General features: G+C 59.1%; 16 protein-coding genes and 2 tRNA genes. 14 read left to right on the forward strand and 4 right to left on the reverse strand.

What is annotated here, in order from left to right; translation table 11 throughout:
* Positions 1–93 precede the first annotated feature (93 nt).
* From hfq to ACQKPC_RS13845, 7 genes are all read left to right on the forward strand, one after another.
* On the forward strand, positions 94–354 hold the full coding sequence (gene hfq / locus ACQKPC_RS13815) for an RNA chaperone Hfq (RefSeq protein WP_007902656.1): 261 nt from the start codon (positions 94–96) through the stop codon (positions 352–354).
* A gap of 12 nt (positions 355–366) precedes the next feature.
* Positions 367–1668: a ribosome rescue GTPase HflX gene (gene hflX, locus ACQKPC_RS13820; RefSeq protein ID WP_008009827.1), complete on the forward strand. Its 1302-nt coding sequence runs from the start codon at positions 367–369 to the stop codon at positions 1666–1668.
* A 96-nt stretch (positions 1669–1764) separates the two neighbouring features.
* Entirely contained in the window at positions 1765–2937 is a 1173-nt protein-coding gene (hflK, locus tag ACQKPC_RS13825) for an FtsH protease activity modulator HflK (protein WP_007902662.1), read from the forward strand.
* Complete coding sequence (gene hflC, locus ACQKPC_RS13830) at positions 2937–3806, forward strand: protease modulator HflC (protein ID WP_038978712.1); 870 nt, start codon at positions 2937–2939, stop codon at positions 3804–3806. Before hflK ends, hflC begins: the two co-directional genes overlap by 1 nt.
* 317 nt (positions 3807–4123) lie before the next feature.
* Positions 4124–5311 carry an ATP phosphoribosyltransferase regulatory subunit gene (locus ACQKPC_RS13835; RefSeq protein WP_008068877.1) on the forward strand — a complete coding sequence of 396 codons (1188 nt, stop codon included), beginning with the start codon at positions 4124–4126 and terminating at the stop codon, positions 5309–5311.
* 54 nt (positions 5312–5365) lie between these two features.
* Positions 5366–6658, forward strand: a complete 1293-nt coding sequence (locus ACQKPC_RS13840; protein WP_427625126.1) for an adenylosuccinate synthase — start codon at positions 5366–5368, stop codon at positions 6656–6658.
* Between the two features lie 149 nt (positions 6659–6807).
* Positions 6808–8742: a methyl-accepting chemotaxis protein gene (locus ACQKPC_RS13845; protein WP_427625127.1), complete on the forward strand. Its 1935-nt coding sequence runs from the start codon at positions 6808–6810 to the stop codon at positions 8740–8742.
* A 123-nt stretch (positions 8743–8865) separates the two neighbouring features.
* Here the strand turns inward: ACQKPC_RS13845 and ACQKPC_RS13850 are convergent, their stop codons facing one another.
* The 4 genes from ACQKPC_RS13850 to ACQKPC_RS13865 form a co-directional block, all read right to left on the reverse strand.
* A complete protein-coding gene (locus ACQKPC_RS13850; protein WP_427625128.1) occupies positions 8866–10431 on the reverse strand; it encodes an ABC transporter permease in 1566 nt (521 codons plus the stop codon).
* Complete coding sequence (locus ACQKPC_RS13855; protein WP_427625129.1) at positions 10431–11441, reverse strand: iron ABC transporter substrate-binding protein; 1011 nt, start codon at positions 11439–11441, stop codon at positions 10431–10433. Before ACQKPC_RS13855 ends, ACQKPC_RS13850 begins: the two co-directional genes overlap by 1 nt.
* 336 nt (positions 11442–11777) lie before the next feature.
* Positions 11778–11864 (reverse strand) — tRNA-Leu (locus ACQKPC_RS13860).
* A gap of 165 nt (positions 11865–12029) precedes the next feature.
* Positions 12030–12116, reverse strand: a tRNA-Leu gene (locus ACQKPC_RS13865).
* Positions 12117–12342: 226 nt separating this feature from the next.
* On the opposite strand from ACQKPC_RS13865, the gene rnr reads away from it, so the two are divergent.
* The 7 genes from rnr (at position 12343) to dnaB (ending at position 19652) form a co-directional block, all read left to right on the forward strand.
* A complete protein-coding gene (gene rnr / locus ACQKPC_RS13870) occupies positions 12343–14982 on the forward strand; it encodes a ribonuclease R (RefSeq protein WP_427625130.1) in 2640 nt (879 codons plus the stop codon).
* The gene (rlmB, locus tag ACQKPC_RS13875) at positions 14979–15746 is read left to right on the forward strand and encodes a 23S rRNA (guanosine(2251)-2'-O)-methyltransferase RlmB (protein ID WP_427625131.1); all 768 of its coding nucleotides are present in this window, start codon (positions 14979–14981) and stop codon (positions 15744–15746) included. Before rnr ends, rlmB begins: the two co-directional genes overlap by 4 nt.
* A gap of 310 nt (positions 15747–16056) precedes the next feature.
* Entirely contained in the window at positions 16057–16479 is a 423-nt protein-coding gene (gene rpsF, locus ACQKPC_RS13880) for a 30S ribosomal protein S6 (RefSeq protein ID WP_007902678.1), read from the forward strand.
* A gap of 28 nt (positions 16480–16507) precedes the next feature.
* Positions 16508–16738 (forward strand): 30S ribosomal protein S18, encoded by a 231-nt coding sequence (rpsR, locus tag ACQKPC_RS13885; protein WP_002551829.1) that lies wholly within the window; start codon positions 16508–16510, stop codon positions 16736–16738.
* A 36-nt stretch (positions 16739–16774) separates the two neighbouring features.
* Positions 16775–17668 carry a hypothetical protein gene (locus tag ACQKPC_RS13890; RefSeq protein WP_007902692.1) on the forward strand — a complete coding sequence of 298 codons (894 nt, stop codon included), beginning with the start codon at positions 16775–16777 and terminating at the stop codon, positions 17666–17668.
* A gap of 19 nt (positions 17669–17687) precedes the next feature.
* Complete coding sequence (rplI, locus tag ACQKPC_RS13895; RefSeq protein WP_003197251.1) at positions 17688–18134, forward strand: 50S ribosomal protein L9; 447 nt, start codon at positions 17688–17690, stop codon at positions 18132–18134.
* A gap of 123 nt (positions 18135–18257) precedes the next feature.
* Complete coding sequence (dnaB, locus tag ACQKPC_RS13900) at positions 18258–19652, forward strand: replicative DNA helicase (protein ID WP_007902695.1); 1395 nt, start codon at positions 18258–18260, stop codon at positions 19650–19652.
* Positions 19653–19878 lie beyond the last annotated feature (226 nt).

Below are 19878 nucleotides of genomic sequence, written 5' to 3' on the forward strand. Positions count from 1 at the left end.
TCCTTGCAATTGCCGTCTATCCTTGGGGGTGTGACGGCCCCAAGCCATCTGTTTACCTATTTTTTATATTGAATCCTTAAAGGAGTGCGGCACATGTCAAAAGGGCATTCGCTACAAGACCCTTACTTGAATACTTTACGTAAAGAGAAAGTGGGGGTTTCCATCTACCTGGTCAACGGGATCAAACTGCAAGGTACGATCGAGTCTTTCGACCAGTTCGTTATCCTGCTGAAAAACACCGTTAGCCAAATGGTTTACAAACACGCTATCTCTACAGTGGTGCCGGTTCGTCCAATTCGTCTGCCTAGCGCAACCGAATCCGAAGCAGGTGACGCTGAGCCAGGTAACGCCTGATAGGAGTCTCCTTTGTTCTTTGAGCGCCACGGTGGTGGTGAACGGGCAATTCTCGTTCACTTGGATGGTCAGGACCCTGAGGCGCGCGAAGATCCGCAGGAGTTTCAGGAGTTGGCAATTTCGGCTGGCGCCGAGACCGTCGCGTTTTTTAACGTGCCGCGTCATCGGCCAACCGCCAAAACCCTGATTAGCAGCGGCAAGGTCGAAGAGTTACGCGATCTGGTCAGCGCCGAACAGGTCGATCTGGTGATTTTCAATCACATCCTCACGCCCAGTCAGGAACGTAACCTCGAACGTATTTTCGAGTGCCGCGTGATTGACCGCACGGGTTTGATTCTCGATATCTTCGCCCAACGCGCCCGCACCCATGAAGGCAAGCTCCAGGTTGAACTGGCTCAGCTTGAACACATGAGTACGCGGCTGGTTCGTGGCTGGACTCACCTTGAGCGGCAGAAGGGCGGTATCGGTCTGCGCGGCCCGGGTGAAACCCAGCTGGAAACCGACCGGCGCCTGTTGCGGGTTCGCCTGCGGCAGATCAAGGGGCGCCTGGAAAAGGTCCGCAGCCAGCGCGAGCAATCTCGTCGCGGGCGCAAACGTGCTGACATTCCGACGGTTTCACTGGTGGGTTACACCAACGCCGGCAAATCGACGCTGTTCAACTCGGTCACCGATTCCGATGTCTTCGCCGCCGACCAGTTATTCGCTACCCTCGACCCGACCTTGCGCCGACTCGAACTCGACGACCTCGGGCCGATCGTGCTGGCCGACACCGTAGGCTTCATTCGCCACCTGCCGCATAAACTGGTCGAGGCATTTCGGGCTACGCTCGAAGAGTCGAGCAACTCCGACCTGCTGCTGCATGTGATCGATGCGCATGAGCCTGAGCGTATGGCCCAGATTGAACAGGTCATGGTGGTGCTCGGGGAGATCGGGGCACAAGACTTGCCGATCCTTGAGGTATACAACAAACTCGATTTGCTCGAGGGTGTTGAGCCGCAGATCCAGCGCGATGCCGATGGCAAACCGCAGCGGGTCTGGTTATCGGCCAAGGATGGTACCGGTCTTGACCTGCTCAAGCAGGCCGTGGCCGAACTGTTAGGCAGTGATTTGTTTGTTGGCACCTTGCGCTTGCCGCAACGTTTTGCTCGACTGCGTGCGCAGTTTTTCGAACTGGGTGCGGTGCAAAAAGAAGAACACGACGAAGAAGGCATCAGCTTGCTGGCCGTTCGCTTGCCACGGATCGAACTGAATCGACTCGTGAGCCGCGAAGGTCTGCAACCGATGGAATTCATCGAGCAACACACTTTGCAATAAAAGCCTGAGAAAGCGGTTGTGCCGCAGTGACAGGCATTCTGTAGCATTGGTCGGCGCGCCGTGGGTGCGTCTTTGCTTTATCAGATGGAGAGCGCTATGGCTTGGAATGAGCCGGGTGGCAACTCGAATAATCAGGATCCTTGGGGTGGCAAGCGCCGCAATAACGGCGACCGCAAGGGACCACCGGATCTCGACGAGGCCTTCCGAAAGCTGCAGGAAAGCCTGAACGGGTTGTTCGGTGGTGGTAAAAAACGCGGTGACGAGGGCGGTCGCCCGGGCAAGAGTGGCGGCTTCGGCGGCCTGCTCGGCATCGGCCTGGTCGTGCTGGCGGCTGTGTGGCTGTACAGCGCTGTCTACGTGGTCGACGAGCAGGAGCAAGCCGTAGTGCTGCGCTTCGGCAAATATTATGAAACCGTCGGCCCGGGCCTGAACATCTATTTCCCGCCGATCGATCGCAAGTACATGGAAAACGTCACGCGTGAGCGTGCCTATACCAAGCAGGGTCAAATGCTGACTGAAGACGAAAACATCGTCGAAGTGCCGCTGACCGTGCAGTACAAGATCAGCAACCTGCAAGACTTCGTACTGAACGTCGATCAGCCGGAAATCAGCCTGCAACATGCAACCGACAGTGCCTTGCGTCACGTGGTGGGTTCTACCGCCATGGATCAGGTGCTGACCGAAGGTCGTGAGTTGATGGCCAGCGAAATCAAGGAGCGTCTGCAACGCTTCCTCGATACCTACCGCACCGGTATCACCGTCACCCAGGTCAACGTACAGAGCGCAGCTGCACCGCGTGAAGTCCAGGAAGCCTTCGATGACGTGATCCGCGCCCGTGAAGACGAGCAGCGTTCGCGAAACCAGGCTGAAACCTACGCCAACGGTGTCGTGCCGGAAGCCCGTGGTCAGGCCCAGCGCATCCTCGAGGATGCCAACGGTTACCGCGACGAGACCGTCTCTCGCGCCAAGGGTGAGGCCGATCGCTTCACCAAGCTGGTGGCCGAGTATCGCAAGGCCCCTGAAGTCACCCGCCAGCGTCTGTATCTGGACACCATGCAGGAAATCTTCAGCAACACCAGCAAGGTTCTCGTGACCGGCAACAAGGATGGCCAGAACAATCTGCTCTACTTGCCGCTGGACAAGATGATCGACAGTGGTCGCAGCCCCGGCGCTCCGGTGACCGGTGCGGCAGCCAGCAGCAATGAAGTGAATGCGCGTGCGGCAGCTGATCTGCAGCAACAGCAAGCACGTACCAGGGAGAGTCGCTGATGAGCAATAAATCGCTGATCGCCCTTATTATCGGCGTCGTCGTGGCGATCGTTGCCTGGAACTGCTTCTACATCGTGGCTCAGACCGAGCGCGCGGTGATGCTGCAGTTCGGTCGCGTGGTCCAGGCCGATGTTCAGCCGGGCCTGCATGTGAAAGTGCCTTACGTGAACAAGGTGCGCAAATTCGACGCACGCCTGATGACACTGGATGCACCGACACAACGCTTCCTGACGCTGGAAAAGAAAGCCGTAATGGTCGATGCCTACGCCAAGTGGCGCGTGAAAGATGCCGAGCGCTTCTACACCGCGACTTCCGGCCTCAAGCAGATTGCCGACGAGCGTCTTTCCCGTCGTCTGGAATCGGGCCTGCGTGACCAGTTCGGTAAGCGCACCCTGCACGAAGTAGTGTCCGGTGAGCGTGATGCGCTGATGGCTGACATCACCAACTCGCTGAACAAGATGGCGGAAAAAGAGCTGGGCATCGAAGTTGTCGATGTCCGGGTCAAAACCATCGACCTGCCGAAGGAAGTGAACCGCAGCGTGTTCGAACGTATGAGCACCGAGCGTGAGCGTGAAGCTCGCGAGCACCGCGCCAAGGGTAACGAGCTGGCCGAAGGCATTCGTGCCGACGCCGACCGTCAACGCCGCGTGCTGCTGGCTGAAGCCTATCGTGAATCTGAAGAGGTTCGCGGTGACGGTGACGCCCAGGCTGCTGCTATCTACTCCAAGGCATACGGTCAGGATCAGGAGTTCTACGCGTTCTACCGTAGCCTGCGTGCCTACCGTGAAAGCTTCGCGAACAAATCCGACGTCATGGTCCTGGACCCGGGCAGCGACTTCTTCCGTTACCTGGAAAAAGCCAAGCCTTGATACGGCGTTGACCTGAATCATCCCCCGCCTGGCGGCTAAAACCTCGGGCGGGGTGATCCTTTGGGAAAACGTGTGTATGATGCGGCAGCCGGGAAATTCCCGGCTTTTTTGCGTCTGCACGTTTGATTGCTGTTTTTATGCAGGCACTCGAGTTGAATGACTCGACAGGTTTTTCGAGGAAAGTGGTTGGCGAAGCCGGTTTCAGGCTTTTCGCCCCGTTGTCCATGCGCGCGGTTTGTGTGCATGGGCCGATCATTTTCTGCTTCACTCAAGGCTCGCCCAAAGGCTTGTCGCCCGGATCATAGGGGAATGGCGTAATGGCAACGGTAGACCGCTGGCTGCTGCCAGATGGCATCGAAGAAGTACTGCCACCAGAAGCTGCGCGCATCGAAATAGCGCGTCGCCAGGTGTTGGATCTGTTCCAGAGCTGGGGTTACGAGTTTGTCGTGACTCCCCATATCGAGTACCTGGAATCCCTGCTGACTGGTGCGGGCTCAGACCTCGATCTGCGTACCTTCAAGGTCATCGACCCGCAGTCGGGCCGGCAGATGGGGTTCCGTGCCGACATCACGCCGCAAGTGGCGCGCATCGATGCGCATACCCTGCGTCGCGAAGGGCCGAGCCGTCTGTGTTATGCCGGCAGCGTGCTGCATGCTCAACCGCGTGCCTTGTCGTCCTCGCGCAGCCCGATTCAACTGGGCGCCGAGTTGTACGGCGATGCCAGCCCGAGCAGCGACGTGGAAGTCATCAGCCTGATGCTGGCCATGCTGCAACTGGCCGATGTGCCGGATGTGCACATGGACCTCGGCCATGTCGGCATCTATCGTGGCCTGGCCCGCGCCGCCGGTTTGTCCGGCGAAGTCGAGCAACAGTTGTTCGATGCGTTGCAACGTAAAGCCATCGACGAGGTCATTACCTTGACCGAAGGCCTGCCTGCCGATCTGTCGGGCATGCTGCGAGCGCTGGTCGACCTGTGTGGCGGTCGTGAGGTGCTCAGCGCAGCGCGTGAGCGTCTGGCCAATGCGCCGGCACCCGTGCTGGCGGCCCTGGACGATTTGCTGGCAATTGCCGAGCGTCTGTCCACGCGTTTCCCGGAATTACCGCTGTATTTCGACCTGGGCGAGTTGCGCGGCTACCACTACCACACCGGTGTAGTGTTCGCCGTGTTCGTACCGGGGGTTGGCCAGTCCATTGCTCAGGGCGGTCGTTACGACGACATCGGTGCCGACTTCGGTCGTGCCCGTCCGGCAACTGGTTTCTCTACCGATTTGAAAACCCTGGTGACCCTGGGGCGTGCTGAAATCGAGCTACCGTCTGGCGGTATCTGGATGCCTGACAGTACGGATGCAGCACTCTGGCAGCAGGTTTGCCAGTTGCGCAGTGAGGGTCAGCGTGTCGTTCAGGCATTGCCTGGGCAGCTTTTGGCCGCCGCCCGTGAAGCGGACTGCGACCGGCAATTGATTCAGCAGAACGGGCTTTGGCAAGTATTGCCGCTGGCTTCTTGAGTTTTCCTGCCGGCCGCCGCCGGCACCAAGTTTGCGCGAATGAGGACAAGTGTTATGGGTAAGAATGTCGTAGTCCTGGGCACCCAATGGGGTGATGAGGGCAAAGGCAAGATCGTTGATCTGCTGACCGAACATGCTGCCGCCGTAGTGCGCTACCAAGGTGGCCACAACGCTGGTCACACCCTGGTGATCGACGGCGAAAAAACCGTCTTGCACCTGATCCCGTCGGGCGTGCTGCGCGAAGGCGTGCAGTGCCTGATCGGTAACGGCGTGGTGGTTGCACCCGACGCCCTGCTGCGGGAAATCATCAAGCTGGAAGAGAAAGGCGTACCGGTACGCGAGCGCCTGCGTATCAGCCCGTCCTGCCCGCTGATCCTGTCCTACCACGTAGCGTTGGACCAGGCCCGTGAAAAGGCCCGTGGCGAGCTGAAAATCGGTACTACCGGTCGCGGCATCGGCCCGGCTTACGAAGACAAGGTTGCCCGTCGCGGTCTGCGCATCGGTGACCTGTTCCACCGCGAGCGTTTCGCCGCCAAGCTGGGCGAGTTGCTGGATTACCACAACTTCGTACTGGTCAATTACTACAAAGAACCGGCAATCGACTTCCAGAAAACACTCGACGAGTGCATGGAATACGCCGAGCTGCTCAAGCCGATGATGGTCGACGTCACCGCTGAACTGCACGAGCTGCGTCGCGCTGGCAAAGACATCATGTTCGAAGGCGCCCAAGGCTCCCTGCTGGACATCGACCACGGTACTTATCCGTACGTCACCAGCTCCAACACCACCGCGGGCGGCATCGCCACCGGTTCGGGTTTTGGCCCGATGTACCTGGATTACATCCTCGGCATCACCAAGGCTTACACCACTCGTGTGGGTTCGGGTCCGTTCCCGACTGAACTGTTTGACGACGTCGGTGCTTTCCTGGCCAAGCGTGGCCATGAGTTCGGCGCTACTACCGGCCGTGCCCGTCGTTGCGGCTGGTTCGACGCCGTCATCCTGCGTCGCGCCATCGACGTCAACAGCATTTCGGGCCTGTGCCTGACCAAGCTGGACGTGCTGGACGGTCTGGAAACCATCAATATCTGCGTGGGCTACAAGAACCAGGACGGTGCAGTGATCGATGCACCGACTGACGCCGATAGCTACGTTGGCCTGGAGCCGGTGTACGAGCAAATGCCAGGCTGGACCGAATCCACCGTCGGTGCCAAAACCCTGGAAGAGCTGCCTCAGGCTGCACGCAACTACATCAAACGCGTCGAAGAGTTGGTCGGTGCGCCGATCGACATTATTTCGACGGGCCCGGACCGCAACGAAACCATCGTTCTGCGTCACCCGTTCGCTTAATAAGTCGTTGATGTAAAACACAAAGGCCCCTTAATTGGGGCCTTTGTCGTTTATGCCCGTCGAACGGCATGACCTTTGCTGCGAACATCTAAAAAGCATCGTTTCTGACGTGCTATCAATTTGATGGCGTCAAAGCAGAGGGATTTTCAGTGTCGGCCGTTCTCTCACTGTTACAAAGCCGTCTCTTGCGGCCTGTGTTCGTTACCCTTGGTATCGCCCTTTTGGTGCAGGTGCTGGTGGCTGTCGCTCTGACCCGGAGCACAGTGACTGCGCTGGAAGCTGATTTGGGTGTGCGACTGGACGCCGACAGCCAAAAGCTCTCTGGTGAACTTGAGCAGGCAGGGCGTGAAGTCACGTCGAGCCTGGATAGCCTGTCCACCAGTACCCGTCAGCGCCTGACGGCCGGGCTGTCTTCGCGTCTGAAGGACGAGCAGGCGCAACTGCGTGCGACGCTGGAGAAGGACCTGAAGGATTCGGCCAACGATATGGCGCAGCTTCTGGCCTCGGTCGCACCCCGCGCCATGTGGGACAGCGACATCCCCACCCTTTCCGAATTCGCTCGCCGTGCCCAGCGCAATCCCAATGTGTTGTTCGTGGTCTACGACGACGCCACGGGCCAGCACCTGACGCGCTACCTCAACCGGGAGAACCCGATCAACAAGGCGCTTCTGGAAAAAGGCCAGGGCGAGCGGGCGCTGGACAAGGTACTGGATGCGGCGAAGAACGATCCGTCGGTCTACTACCTTGAAGCCTCGATCAATCCCAATGGGGTGGAGATCGGCAAGGTGTTGATGGGCGTCTCGACCGCCTCCGTGGAAACCGATGTGGCGGCGCTGGACAAGCGATTCTCGGCGCTGATCGCCAGCAGTGATCAACTGGTGGGTGACAGCCTCAAAGGCGCGGCGGCTGACAGCGCAGCGGCGATGCGCGGGCGTCTGCAATCGGCGCAGTCTACCGCCACTGAAATGAAAGCCAATACCACCACTGCCGTGCAGGAAGCTGCAGGGACTTTGCGCTGGCGCATCGGCATGGGCCTGGCGCTGGTAGGTTTTGGTGTGCTGCTGTTGCTGGCGGTGGTGCTGGGTCGTCGAGTGGTCAATCGCTTGAAGCTGCTGATCGCTGCCATGGATGACCTGGCGGCGGGTGAGGGCGATCTGACCAAGCGTGTGCAGATCAACAGCCAGGATGAGATTGGCGACATGGCCTCGGCGGTCAATCGCTTTGTGGATAAGTTGCAGCCGATCGTGCGGGAGGCAGGCGATGTGGCCCAGCGGACCGGCGTGGAAATCGGTGCCATGACCCTGCGCAATGCCGGCGCCGATGCCGCGGCGGGCATGCAGCGCGATGAAGTGGCCGAAAGCTTGCGCGCGTTGTCGCAAATGGCTGATGAAGCCCAGTCTGAAAGTCACGCCATGCAGGCCGCTTTGCAGCAGGTGGTGGGCATTCGTCAGGCTACGGATGAAAACACTCGGACCTCGGCGAAAGTTGGCAGTCTCATTGAGGCATTGGCCGGACAAGTCGACACCGGTGCGAAAGTCATCGAGCGCCTGGCGCAGCAGAGTGAGCAGATTGAAGTGGTGCTGACGGTGATTCACGGGATCGCCGAACAAACCAACTTGCTGGCGTTGAACGCGGCCATTGAGGCGGCGCGTGCCGGCGAGACCGGTCGCGGGTTTGCCGTGGTGGCGGATGAGGTGCGGGCACTGGCGAGCAAGACTCAGAGCTCAACCGGCGACATTCAGGCCCACATCGTTGCGTTGCAGCAAGGCGCGCGAGAGGCTGTTGCGGCAATCGGACAGGCCGGGCGTCAGGCCAGCGAAGGTTTGCTGGTGTTGCGCGACAGTGCGCGGTTGCAGCAGTCGGTGCAGGTGTCGGTCGAGCAGGTGCATGCGGCGATCGGTCTGGCGACACAGGCTGCGGCGCATCAGGCGCAAGGTGCGCAGGCCGTGCGTGGGCGGGTTGAGACCATTCATGCTCAGGCTGAGAAGGCTGCTCAGGCGGTGGTGGAAACCACGGCCAGTGGCAAGGTACTGGATGGCTTGGCGGCGCAATTGAAGGCGAGCCTGGGGCAGTTCCGGGCTTAAGTTTTGTATTGTTTGTGCGGACGCCATCGCGGGCAAGCCTGCTCCCACAGGTACTTCTGTGAACTCACAATTTTGTGCGTAACAGAAGACACTGTGGGAGCTGGCTTGCCCGCGATAGCGATCTCAGCGGCTCAAATACATTCGGGTCGTTAACAGGTAGACCGGCAATCCCGATACTAATATCAACAGCGCCGCATAAGGCGCCGCCGCTGCAAACTCCACATTCGCGGTATGCGCCCAGACTTCCGTCGCCAACGTATTCAGCCCGGTCGGACTCAGCAACAGCGTCGCCGTCAGCTCCTTCATCGCATCCAGAAACACTAATGCAAACGCGGCCCCCAAGGCAGGGAAGATGATCGGCAGCGTTACTCGACAAAACGCGCTGAAGGACGATGCTCCCAGCGTGCGTGCGGCCTCTTCCAGTTGCGGTGCTGCCTTGTTCAGCGCCGTACGAATCGGTGCCTGCGCCAGCGGCAGAAACAACAGCGCATAAGCAATCAGCAGCAGCGCGGAGGTCTGGTACAGCACCGGCACATAATGCAGGGCGAAATACACCAGAGTCAGCGCAATCACCAATCCCGGTAGCGCATGTAGCAGATACGGCAGGCGCTCGGCCCAGATTGCCAGTCGGCCTTTATGGCGCACCACCAACAATCCCACCGGTACCGCCAGCACCAGGCACAGCGCCGCACCACCGAGAGACAGCGCCAGAGACGACAACAACGCCTCGCTGATCGCGGCGACCGGGAACGCCGCCGACGAACCCACCATCAGCCAGTACGCCAGCATCCCCAGCGGAATGCCGCTGCCGATGATCGCCAGCAGCAGGCAGTAAAGCTGTCCGACAGTCGTCCATGGCCCCAGGCGAACCTGTTCCGCATGCCGCGCCGCGCCTTGACCGGTACGCACATGTCGGCCCTTGCCGCGCACGCGTAGCTCCAGCCATAGCAGCACCAGGCACAGCATCAGCAGTACCGCCGAGAGCATCGCTGCGTTAGCGTTGCTGAATTCCAGCTCGAACTGTTGGTAGATCGCTGTCGTGAAAGTCTGCAGCCCGATGATCGACAGCGCGCCGAACTCCACCAGCATGTGCAGCGCAATCAGCAGCGAACCGGCCAGCAGTGACGGCCAGAGCAAAGGCAGGGTGATTTTAAAGAACACGCCCCAGCGATTCTGCCCCAGGGTTCGTGCGGACTCCTCCAGGGACGGATCGAGATTGCGCAGGGTTGCCGCCACTGGCAGAAAAATCAGCGGGTATTTGGACAGGGTCATCACCAGAATCGCGCCGCCTAGCCCTTCGAAGTGAGCGCTCAGGGAGACCCAGGTGAAGCTGCTGACAAATGCCGGCACCGCGAACGGCAGGCACAGGATCACGCCCCATAGCCGTCGACCTGGCAGAGTGCTGCGTTCCAGCAACCAGGCGAGCGACAGGCCAATCACGCCGCAGGCCAGCGTGACGCCCACCATCAGCGCCAGCGTATTACGCAGCAGGCCAAGCACGTAAGGGCGCCACAACAGATGCAGCGCCTCGGCCCAGCCTGCTTGCCAGGTTTTGAGGCCGACATAAGCCAGTGGCAACAGGCTGAGCACCACCAGCAGCAAAACCGGCAGCAACAACCAGATCGACGGCCGCTTGCGCCGTGGCACGTAGCCCCCACGCAAGGCGGGGGCAGATAACGATGCGCTCATCAGTTCAGGCCAACGTCACGTTCCAGGTCCAGGGCTTCTTCGGCGTTGCCGAGATCGGCGGGCGTGACGTTCGGTGCTTGCAGTTCGCTGAACGGCTTGAGGCCGCGATCCGATTCCATGCCTTTGTGCAGCGGGTATTCGGCGGTGGTCTGGGTGATCACGCGCTGACCTTCTTCGCTGGCCATGTAGGCGAGGAATTGCTGGGCTTCTTTTGGATGTTTGCTGGATTTCAGTACAGCGGCGCTGGAAACAGTGATCAACCCACCGACGTCGCCGCCGGTAAAGTAATGCAGTTTCGAATCGAGCTGGCCTTTTTCACGCTGCAAGGCGAACCAGTAGTAATTGTTCACCAGTACGGTGGCGACTTCGCCGTTTTCCACAGCCTTCAGCGCGACCATGTTGTTGCTGTAGGTCTTGCCGAATGCACGCAGGCCGGTGAGCCATTCTTCGGCGGCGTCCATGCCGTGGACTTTAATGATCGCCACGGCCTGTTCCTGGAATGCGCCGCTGGTGGGCACGAAGCCGACTTTGCCTTGCCATTTCGGATCGGAGAACTCCATTACCGACTTGGGCAGGTCTTTTTCATCTATCAACTTGGGATTGAACGCAACCACGCGGACTCGCGCAGTGATACCGATCCAGGTGCCGTTGCCGGCGACGTAGTCCTTTGGCAGAACGGCGAGGGTGGCGGCGTCGGTTTTCGCCAGCAGGCCTTGTTCGCCGAGTTTGTTCAGTGGTGGGGATTCTTCGGTGTAGATCACGTCGGCGGGGGAGCGATCACCTTCTTCGACGATCTGGCTGGCGAGCTGGTTGCTGCTGCCCTTGCGCACATTGACGTGAATCCCGGTCTTGGCTTCGAAGGCTTTGGCGACGGCATCGCCGACTTCCTTGTGTTGACCGTTATAGAGTGTCAGGGAAACCGGATCGGCGGCTTGGGTGAGGGGAGTGGCGAGTGTCAGGCCGAGCAGGGTGATGGTCAGGCCGCGGCGCAGGGTATTTCGAAACATCATTCGCAGGGTTCCTCGCTGTCGCATTGCAAAAACTTGTAACAATGATAAACGATATTGTTTCTCATGTGCGTCTTGCGGGTCTGAGGAGTGTTTGCTAGAAGGGCGGGGGGCGAGTTTTTGTGGCGAGGGAGCTTGCTCCCGCTCGGCTGCGAAGCAGTCGTAAACCCTGAGAGTGCGGTGTAACTGTTGGAATGATGAGGAGCGCTTCGCACTCCAGCGGGAGCAAGCTCCCTCGCCACAGGGAAGTATTGGCTTGGGGTTTTCGAAAGCCAGAAACGCAAAAACCCGCTTTCGCGGGTTTCTGTGAAATTCAAGATCGTGACCTTGAATTTGAATTGGTGCCCAGAAGAAGACTCGAACTTCCACGACCTTGCGGTCACCAGCACCTGAAGCTGGCGTGTCTACCAATTTCACCATCTGGGCATAATCTTCAGCGTTGCCGCTGTTGATGTGGCGCACTATACGGAGAGCATTTTGATCTGTAAACCCCTGATTTAATTTTAATAAACCGGAAGCCTTAAATGCAAAAACCCGCTTTCGCGGGTTTTTGTGTGAGCCTTGAAATTGTTCTAATCTCAAGCTCGAAATTGGTGCCCAGAAGAAGACTCGAACTTCCACGACCTTGCGGTCACCAGCACCTGAAGCTGGCGTGTCTACCAATTTCACCATCTGGGCAGTATCGGCAGCGCGTGTGCGTCGTCGATGGCGCGCACTATACGGAGCGTCTTTTTAACTGTAAACCCCCGGCATCGAAAAAACCTGGAAAATTTCTCCAGTGGTATTCAAATCAGCTTTGCGATGTCGATAAAGGGCTTTAGATGGGCTGTCATAGCCTGAAATTTCCCGTTTCATTACGCCTATGCCAAACTAACCCGCATATAGACAAGGTGAAAACTCTCTAATGGCCGATTGGCAGTCCCTCGATCCCGAGGCCGCTCGTGAAGCGGAAAAATATGAAAACCCTATTCCTAGCCGCGAACTGATCCTTCAGCATCTTGCTGATCGAGGTTCGCCTGCTAACCGCGAGCAGCTGGTCGAAGAGTTTGGTCTGACCACAGAAGACCAGATCGAAGCCCTGCGTCGCCGCCTGCGCGCCATGGAGCGCGACGCTCAACTCATCTATACCCGTCGCGGCACTTATGCGCCGGTGGACAAGCTCGACCTGATCCTGGGCCGCATCAGCGGTCACCGTGACGGCTTCGGCTTTCTGGTCCCGGACGACGGCAGTGACGACCTGTTCATGAGCCCGGCGCAAATGCGTCTGGTGTTCGATGGCGACCGTGCCCTGGCGCGTGTTTCCGGCCTCGACCGTCGCGGTCGCCGTGAAGGCATGATCGTCGAAGTGGTGTCCCGTGCCCACGAGACCATCGTAGGTCGTTACTTCGAAGAGGGCGGTATCGGTTTCGTCGTCGCGGACAATCCGAAGATCCAGCAAGAAGTGCTGGTGACGCCGGGCCGTAACGCCAATGCCCAGATCGGTCAATTCGTCGAAGTGAAGATCACTCACTGGCCGACGCCACGCTTCCAGCCGCAAGGCGACGTGGTCGAAGTCGTGGGTAACTACATGGCGCCGGGCATGGAAATCGATGTCGCCCTGCGCACTTACGATATTCCTCACGTCTGGCCTGAAGCGGTGCTCAAGGAAGCCGCCAAGCTCAAGCCGGAAGTCGAAGAGAAAGACAAAGAGAAGCGCATCGACCTGCGTCACCTGCCGTTCGTGACCATCGACGGCGAAGATGCGCGCGACTTCGATGACGCGGTGTACTGCGAAGCCAAGCCAGGCAAACTGCGCCTGTTCTCCGGTGGCTGGAAGTTGTACGTGGCGATTGCCGACGTTTCCAGCTACGTGAAAATCGGTTCGGCGCTGGATAACGAATCCCAGGTTCGTGGCAACTCGGTGTACTTCCCCGAGCGCGTCGTGCCAATGCTGCCTGAGCAGCTGTCCAACGGCCTGTGCTCGCTGAACCCGCACGTCGATCGCCTGGCCATGGTCTGCGAGATGACCATCTCCAAATCCGGCGAAATGACCGACTACTGCTTCTACGAAGCGGTGATTCACTCCCACGCCCGCCTGACCTATAACAAGGTCAGTGCCATGCTGGAGACGCCGAAAGCTACCGAAGCGCGTCAGCTCCGTGGTGAGTACACCGACGTCCTGCCGCACCTCAAGCAGCTGTATGCGCTGTACAAGGTTCTGCTGGCGGCCCGTCACGTGCGTGGCGCGATTGATTTCGAAACGCAGGAAACCCGGATCATCTTCGGCTCCGAGCGCAAGATCGCCGAAATCCGTCCGACCGTTCGCAATGACGCCCACAAGCTGATCGAGGAATGCATGCTGGCGGCCAACGTGGCCACTGCCGAATTCCTGAAGAAGCACGAAATCCCTGCGCTGTATCGCGTTCACGACGGCCCGCCACCGGAGCGTCTGGAAAAACTGCGCGCCTTCCTTGGCGAGCTCGGCCTGTCCCTGCACAAAGGCAAGGATGGTCCGTCGCCGAAGGATTACCAGGCTTTGCTGGCAGGCATCAAGGACCGTCCGGATTTCCACCTGATCCAGACCGTCATGCTGCGTTCGTTGAGCCAAGCGGTGTACAGCGCCGATAACCAGGGCCACTTCGGCCTGAATTACGAAGCCTATACCCACTTCACTTCGCCGATTCGCCGCTACCCGGACTTGCTCACGCACCGGGCGATCCGCAGCGTTATTCATTCGAAAATGGACACCCCGCACGTTCGCCGTGCCGGCGCGATGACCATTCCGAAAGCACGCATCTACCCGTACGACGAAGCGATCCTGGAGCAGCTCGGCGAGCAATGCTCGATGAGCGAACGCCGGGCCGACGAAGCGACCCGCGATGTCGTGAACTGGCTCAAGTGCGAGTTCATGAAAGATCGTGTGGGCGAGTCGTTCCCGGGGGTGATCACTGCCGTGACCGGTTTCGGTCTGTTCGTCGAACTGACCGATATTTACGTCGAGGGCCTGGTGCACGTCACCGCGCTGCCGGGCGATTACTACCACTTCGATCCTGTACACCACCGCCTCGCCGGTGAGCGTACCGGTCGCAGCTTCCGCCTTGGCGACACCGTTGAAGTTCGCGTCATGCGCGTCGACCTCGACGAGCGCAAGATCGACTTCGAGATGGCTGAAAAAACCATCAGCGCGCCAATCGGCCGCAAGAAGCGTGGCACTGAAACCGCTGCTCCGGCTGCCCCTTCTACAAAAACAGCCGCAGAACCGGCACCGGCGAAAACCGGCCGTCGTCCTGCCAAGGAAAAGGCTGTCGAAGCCTATCGCCCGAGCGATGCCGCGGCAAAAAATGCCGAGTTGCGCAAAAGTCGTGAATTGAAACAGGCGTTGCTGTCTGAAGCGAAAAGCGGCGGTAAAGCGGCGTCTGGGGGAAAGACCGGGCGGTCGGCGCCTGACAAGGCCTCCGGCGGCAAGCCAGCGAAACCGAGCAAACACCGTAAAGGCCCGCCAAAAGCGGGTTCCGCTCCAGCCGCCAGAAGCGGCGGGGCGCGCAAACCTAAGGCCAAGTCATGAGTCAGTTGGAAAAGATCTATGGCGTGCACGCTGTAGAAGCGTTGCTGCGTCACCACCCAAAACGCGTCAAGCAGATCTGGCTGGCCGAAGGCCGCAGTGATCCGCGGGTGCAGACGCTGATCGAACTCGCTGCCGAAAATCGCGTATCGGTCGGTCAGGCTGAGCGTCGTGAGCTGGATGCGTGGGTAGATGGCGTGCATCAGGGCGTGGTCGCGGACGTGAGTCCGAGTCAGGTCTGGGGCGAAGCGATGCTTGACGAATTGCTCGATCGTACCGAAGGCGCGCCGCTGTTGCTGGTGCTCGACGGCGTGACCGATCCGCACAACCTCGGTGCTTGCCTGCGTTCTGCCGATGCGGCGGGCGCGCTGGCGGTGATCGTGCCGAAGGACAAGTCAGCCACGCTGACCCCAACGGTGCGTAAAGTGGCTTGCGGCGCGGCAGAAGTGATTCCGTTGGTGGCGGTAACCAACCTGGCGCGCACCCTGGAAAAACTCAAGCAGCGTGGCTTGTGGGTCGTCGGTACGGCGGGCGAGGCTGAGCAGGATCTGTATCAGCAAGACCTGACCGGCCCGACCATCCTGATCATGGGCGCGGAAGGCAGCGGAATGCGCCGCCTGACTCGCGATCTTTGCGATTACCTGGTGCGTCTGCCAATGGCGGGCAGTGTCAGCAGTCTCAACGTGTCCGTGGCGACTGGCGTGTGCCTGTTCGAGGCCCTGCGCCAGCGTGGCGCCAAGGCCAAGGTTGCTGCCAAGAAGTCCTGATTCAGCGGTAAACCTCTCCTGTGGGAGCTAGCCTGCTAGCGATGGCGGAGTAGCATTCAGCATCAATGTTGAATGTTATTTCCTCATCGCTAGCAGGCTAGCTCCCACAGTGGTTTGTGTTTTGGGCAAATAATCGTGGTTGTTCAAATAATCACCAATTGCCTTGCGCCTCTCTTGTCCCTTCTCTACAATTGCGCCCCTTGCTGTGACGGCAGGCACGCATGTGTCTATCGCAAGCAAGTCCATAAGTGTCATTCACTCCTTGTCTGACCGCTTTTGAGCGGCAGGCTACAACCCGTAAGGAGCATTCATGCGTCATTACGAAATCATCTTTTTGGTCCACCCGGATCAAAGCGAGCAAGTCGGCGGCATGGTTGAGCGTTACACCAAGCTGATCGAAGAAGACGGCGGCAAAATCCACCGTCTGGAAGATTGGGGCCGTCGTCAACTGGCCTACGCAATCAACAATGTTCACAAGGCTCACTACGTGATGCTGAACGTTGAATGCACTGGCAAGGCCCTGGCCGAGCTGGAAGACAACTTCCGCTACAACGATGCAGTGATCCGTAACCTGGTCATCCGTCGCGAAGAAGCCGTTACCGGCCAATCCGAGATGCTCAAGGCTGAAGAAAACCGCAGTGAGCGCCGTGAGCGTCGCGACCGTCCTGAGCACTCCGACGCCGAAGGCGTTGATGGTGATGACAGCGACGCCAGCGATAACGCTGACGAGTAATCCACGGACCTTTTGAGGAGCCTATTACATGGCACGTTTCTTCCGTCGTCGTAAATTCTGCCGCTTCACCGCTGAAGACGTGAAAGAGATCGATTACAAAGATCTCAACACTCTGAAAGCTTACGTATCCGAGACCGGCAAAATCGTTCCAAGCCGCATCACCGGTACCAAAGCTCGTTATCAGCGTCAGCTGGCCACCGCTATCAAGCGCGCCCGCTTCCTGGCCCTGCTGGCCTACACCGACAGCCACGGCCGCTGAGACCGGGCAGTCGACACGTAGCAAAGGATTGAATGCATGCGCGCCTTAGCTGAGTTCATCATGCGCGGCCGTATGCAGGCCACTCTGGTAGTGGCCGGATGCGCAACGTTGCCGTTGTTGTATTGGTTGGGTGCTGCCGCCGGATGCCTTGTGCTCCTGCGGCGCGGATTGAAGGACGCCTTGGGCGTTCTTGCTCTGGGACTGCTGCCGGCGTTGATCTGGTGGCTTTACTCCGACGACCCACGGGCACTTCTGGTGCTGCTGGGGTCTTCGAGCCTTGCGTTGGTTTTGCGCGCAAGCGAGTCCTGGAACCGCGTGCTGCTGGTCAGCATAGCGATGGGGTTGGTGTTTTCAGTGGTGCTGGGGGCGGCTTTTGCGCCCCAGATCGAGATGCTGGCGCAGGCTTTGATAAAAGTCATGCCGTCGCTACTCGGTGATGTCTATCAGCAATTGTCGGTAGACGAGCAAGCGCGTTTCGCGTCCCTGATTGCACCGGTCCTGACCGGCCTGATTGCGGCCTTGTTGCAAATCGTCAGTGTGCTGAGCCTGATTGTCGGGCGCTACTGGCAGGCGTTGTTGTACAACCCGGGTGGTTTTGGTCGCGAGTTTCGCGCCATCCGAATCCCGCTTTTACCGGCGATGTTGCTGCTGGTGTTGATGCTTCTGGGGCCTAACTTAGGCTCGCAGATGGCCATGTTGACACCGTTGTGCAGCGTACCGCTGGTGTTCGCCGGGCTGGCCCTGATTCACGGGCTGGTGGCGCAAAAGCGACTGGCCAAATTCTGGCTGGTGGGGTTGTACGTCACGCTGTTGCTGTTCATGCAACTGATCTATCCGTTGCTGGTGGTCTTGGCCATCGTCGACAGCCTGATTGATTTTCGCGGTCGTTCGGCACCGAAAGATGCCGATAACGCGAACGGTGAAGGTTAAAAGTTAAGAGGATTTTCACATGCAACTGATCCTTCTGGAAAAAGTCACCAACCTGGGCAACCTGGGTGACAAAGTGAACGTAAAGGCTGGTTACGGTCGTAACTACCTGCTGCCTTACGGCAAAGCTACCGCTGCGACCGCTGCCAACCTGGCTGCGTTCGAAGAGCGTCGCGCTGAGCTGGAAAAAGCCGCAGCAGACCGTAAAACTTCGGCTGAAAGCCGTGCCGCCCAACTGGCTGAGCTGGAAGTGACTATCACTGCCACCGCTGGTGACGAAGGCAAGCTGTTCGGTTCGATCGGCACCCACGACATCGCTGATGCACTGACCGCCTCTGGCGTTGAAGTTGCAAAAAGCGAAGTTCGTCTGCCGAACGGCACCATCCGCAACGTAGGCGAATTCGACGTAGCCGTGCACCTGCACGCCGAAGTTGAAGCCACCGTACGCGTTGTCGTGGTAGCAGCTTAAGCAGCACTTGTCGGCTGGCACCCTCGGGTGCTTGCCGGTAACATCGGGCACGATCCTGTTTACAGGTCGTGCCCTTTGTCTTTCTGCGGTTCCTGATTTTCTACAAACTAATTCCAAGTGGCCATGAACGATATTTCCGCTCCCGAGCAATACGATCTGCAAACCGCTGCCCTGAAGGTGCCGCCGCATTCCATCGAGGCCGAACAGGCTGTGCTCGGTGGTTTGATGCTGGACAACAACGCCTGGGAACGCGTGTTGGATCAAGTCTCCGACGGCGATTTCTATCGGCATGACCACCGTTTGATCTTCCGCGCGATCGCCAAGCTCGCCGACCAGAACTCCCCCATCGACGTCGTGACCCTCGCCGAGCAATTGGACAAGGAAGGTCAGACCTCGCAAGTCGGTGGTCTCGGCTACCTGGGTGAGTTGGCGAAAAACACGCCGTCCGTCGCCAACATCAAGGCCTATGCCCAGATCGTTCGTGCGCGGGCGACCTTACGGCAACTGATCGGCATCGCCACCGAAATTGCCGACAGCGCTTTCAACCCGGAAGGCCGAACGGCTGAAGAGATTCTCGACGAAGCTGAGCGGCAGATCTTCCAGATCGCCGAGGCCCGGCCAAAAACCGGCGGCCCGGTGAGCGTGAATGACCTGCTGACCAAGGCTATTGACCGCATCGACACGTTGTTCAACACCGACAACGCCATCACCGGCCTGTCCACCGGTTACACCGACCTCGACGAGAAGACCAGCGGCTTGCAGCCTTCCGACCTGATCATCGTCGCCGGCCGTCCGTCCATGGGTAAAACCACCTTTGCGATGAACCTGGTGGAAAACGCCGTGTTGCGCAGCGACAAGTGCGTACTGGTTTACTCGCTGGAGATGCCAGGCGAATCGCTGATCATGCGTATGCTTTCGTCCCTTGGGCGTATCGACCAGACCAAGGTCCGGGCCGGTCGCCTGGACGACGACGATTGGCCGCGCCTGACCTCGGCGGTCAACTTGCTGAACGATCGCAAGCTGTTCATCGACGACACGGCTGGTATCAGCCCCTCGGAGATGCGCGCGCGGACCCGGCGTCTGGTGCGTGAGCACGGCGACATCGCCCTGATCATGATCGACTACCTGCAGTTGATGCAGATTCCAGGTTCCGGCGGCGACAACCGGACCAACGAGATTTCCGAGATCTCCCGTTCCTTGAAAGCCCTCGCCAAGGAATTCAACTGCCCGGTGGTGGCGCTGTCCCAGCTCAACCGCTCCCTGGAGCAACGACCGAACAAACGCCCGATCAACTCCGACCTCCGGGAATCCGGAGCGATCGAGCAGGATGCTGACGTGATCATGTTCGTGTACCGGGATGAGGTGTACCACCCGGAAACCGAGCATAAAGGCATCGCCGAGATCATCATCGGCAAACAGCGGAACGGCCCGATCGGCACGTCACGACTGGCGTTCATCGGTAAGTACACCCGCTTCGAAAACCTGGCGCCGGGCAGCTACAATTTCGACGACGAGTAACCCGATAGAACCTGTGGCGAGGGAGCTTGCTCCCGCTCGACTGCGCAGCAGTCGCAAAGCTGAGAAATGCAGTCCGTCTGGAAAAATTCGGTCGCAGGTTTTGGGGCCGCTTCGCTGCCCAGCGGGAGCAAGCTCCCTCGCCACAGGGGTTGCGCCTGATCTCAGGATCTTTGTGCGAAACGGTCGCCGCAATTTCCGACCATAGCCGTCGGAATTGATCAAATTT

This window comes from Pseudomonas sp. NPDC089918 (assembly GCF_050280605.1).
Lineage (GTDB): Bacteria > Pseudomonadota > Gammaproteobacteria > Pseudomonadales > Pseudomonadaceae > Aquipseudomonas.

Excerpts from the sequence above, each read along its gene's own strand:
- hfq (WP_007902656.1), top strand. The coding sequence starts at position 94 with ATGTCAAAAGGGCATTCGCTACAAGACCCTTACTTGAATACTTTACGT.
- hflK (WP_007902662.1), top strand. The coding sequence starts at position 1,765 with ATGGCTTGGAATGAGCCGGGTGGCAACTCGAATAATCAGGATCCTTGG.
- hflC (WP_038978712.1), top strand. The coding sequence starts at position 2,937 with ATGAGCAATAAATCGCTGATCGCCCTTATTATCGGCGTCGTCGTGGCG.
- ACQKPC_RS13835 (WP_008068877.1), top strand. The coding sequence starts at position 4,124 with ATGGCAACGGTAGACCGCTGGCTGCTGCCAGATGGCATCGAAGAAGTA.
- ACQKPC_RS13840 (WP_427625126.1), top strand. The coding sequence starts at position 5,366 with ATGGGTAAGAATGTCGTAGTCCTGGGCACCCAATGGGGTGATGAGGGC.
- ACQKPC_RS13850 (WP_427625128.1), bottom strand. The coding sequence starts at position 10,431 with ATGAGCGCATCGTTATCTGCCCCCGCCTTGCGTGGGGGCTACGTGCCA.
- ACQKPC_RS13855 (WP_427625129.1), bottom strand. The coding sequence starts at position 11,441 with ATGATGTTTCGAAATACCCTGCGCCGCGGCCTGACCATCACCCTGCTC.
- rnr (WP_427625130.1), top strand. The coding sequence starts at position 12,343 with ATGGCCGATTGGCAGTCCCTCGATCCCGAGGCCGCTCGTGAAGCGGAA.
- rlmB (WP_427625131.1), top strand. The coding sequence starts at position 14,979 with ATGAGTCAGTTGGAAAAGATCTATGGCGTGCACGCTGTAGAAGCGTTG.
- rpsF (WP_007902678.1), top strand. The coding sequence starts at position 16,057 with ATGCGTCATTACGAAATCATCTTTTTGGTCCACCCGGATCAAAGCGAG.
- rpsR (WP_002551829.1), top strand. The coding sequence starts at position 16,508 with ATGGCACGTTTCTTCCGTCGTCGTAAATTCTGCCGCTTCACCGCTGAA.
- ACQKPC_RS13890 (WP_007902692.1), top strand. The coding sequence starts at position 16,775 with ATGCGCGCCTTAGCTGAGTTCATCATGCGCGGCCGTATGCAGGCCACT.
- rplI (WP_003197251.1), top strand. The coding sequence starts at position 17,688 with ATGCAACTGATCCTTCTGGAAAAAGTCACCAACCTGGGCAACCTGGGT.
- dnaB (WP_007902695.1), top strand. The coding sequence starts at position 18,258 with ATGAACGATATTTCCGCTCCCGAGCAATACGATCTGCAAACCGCTGCC.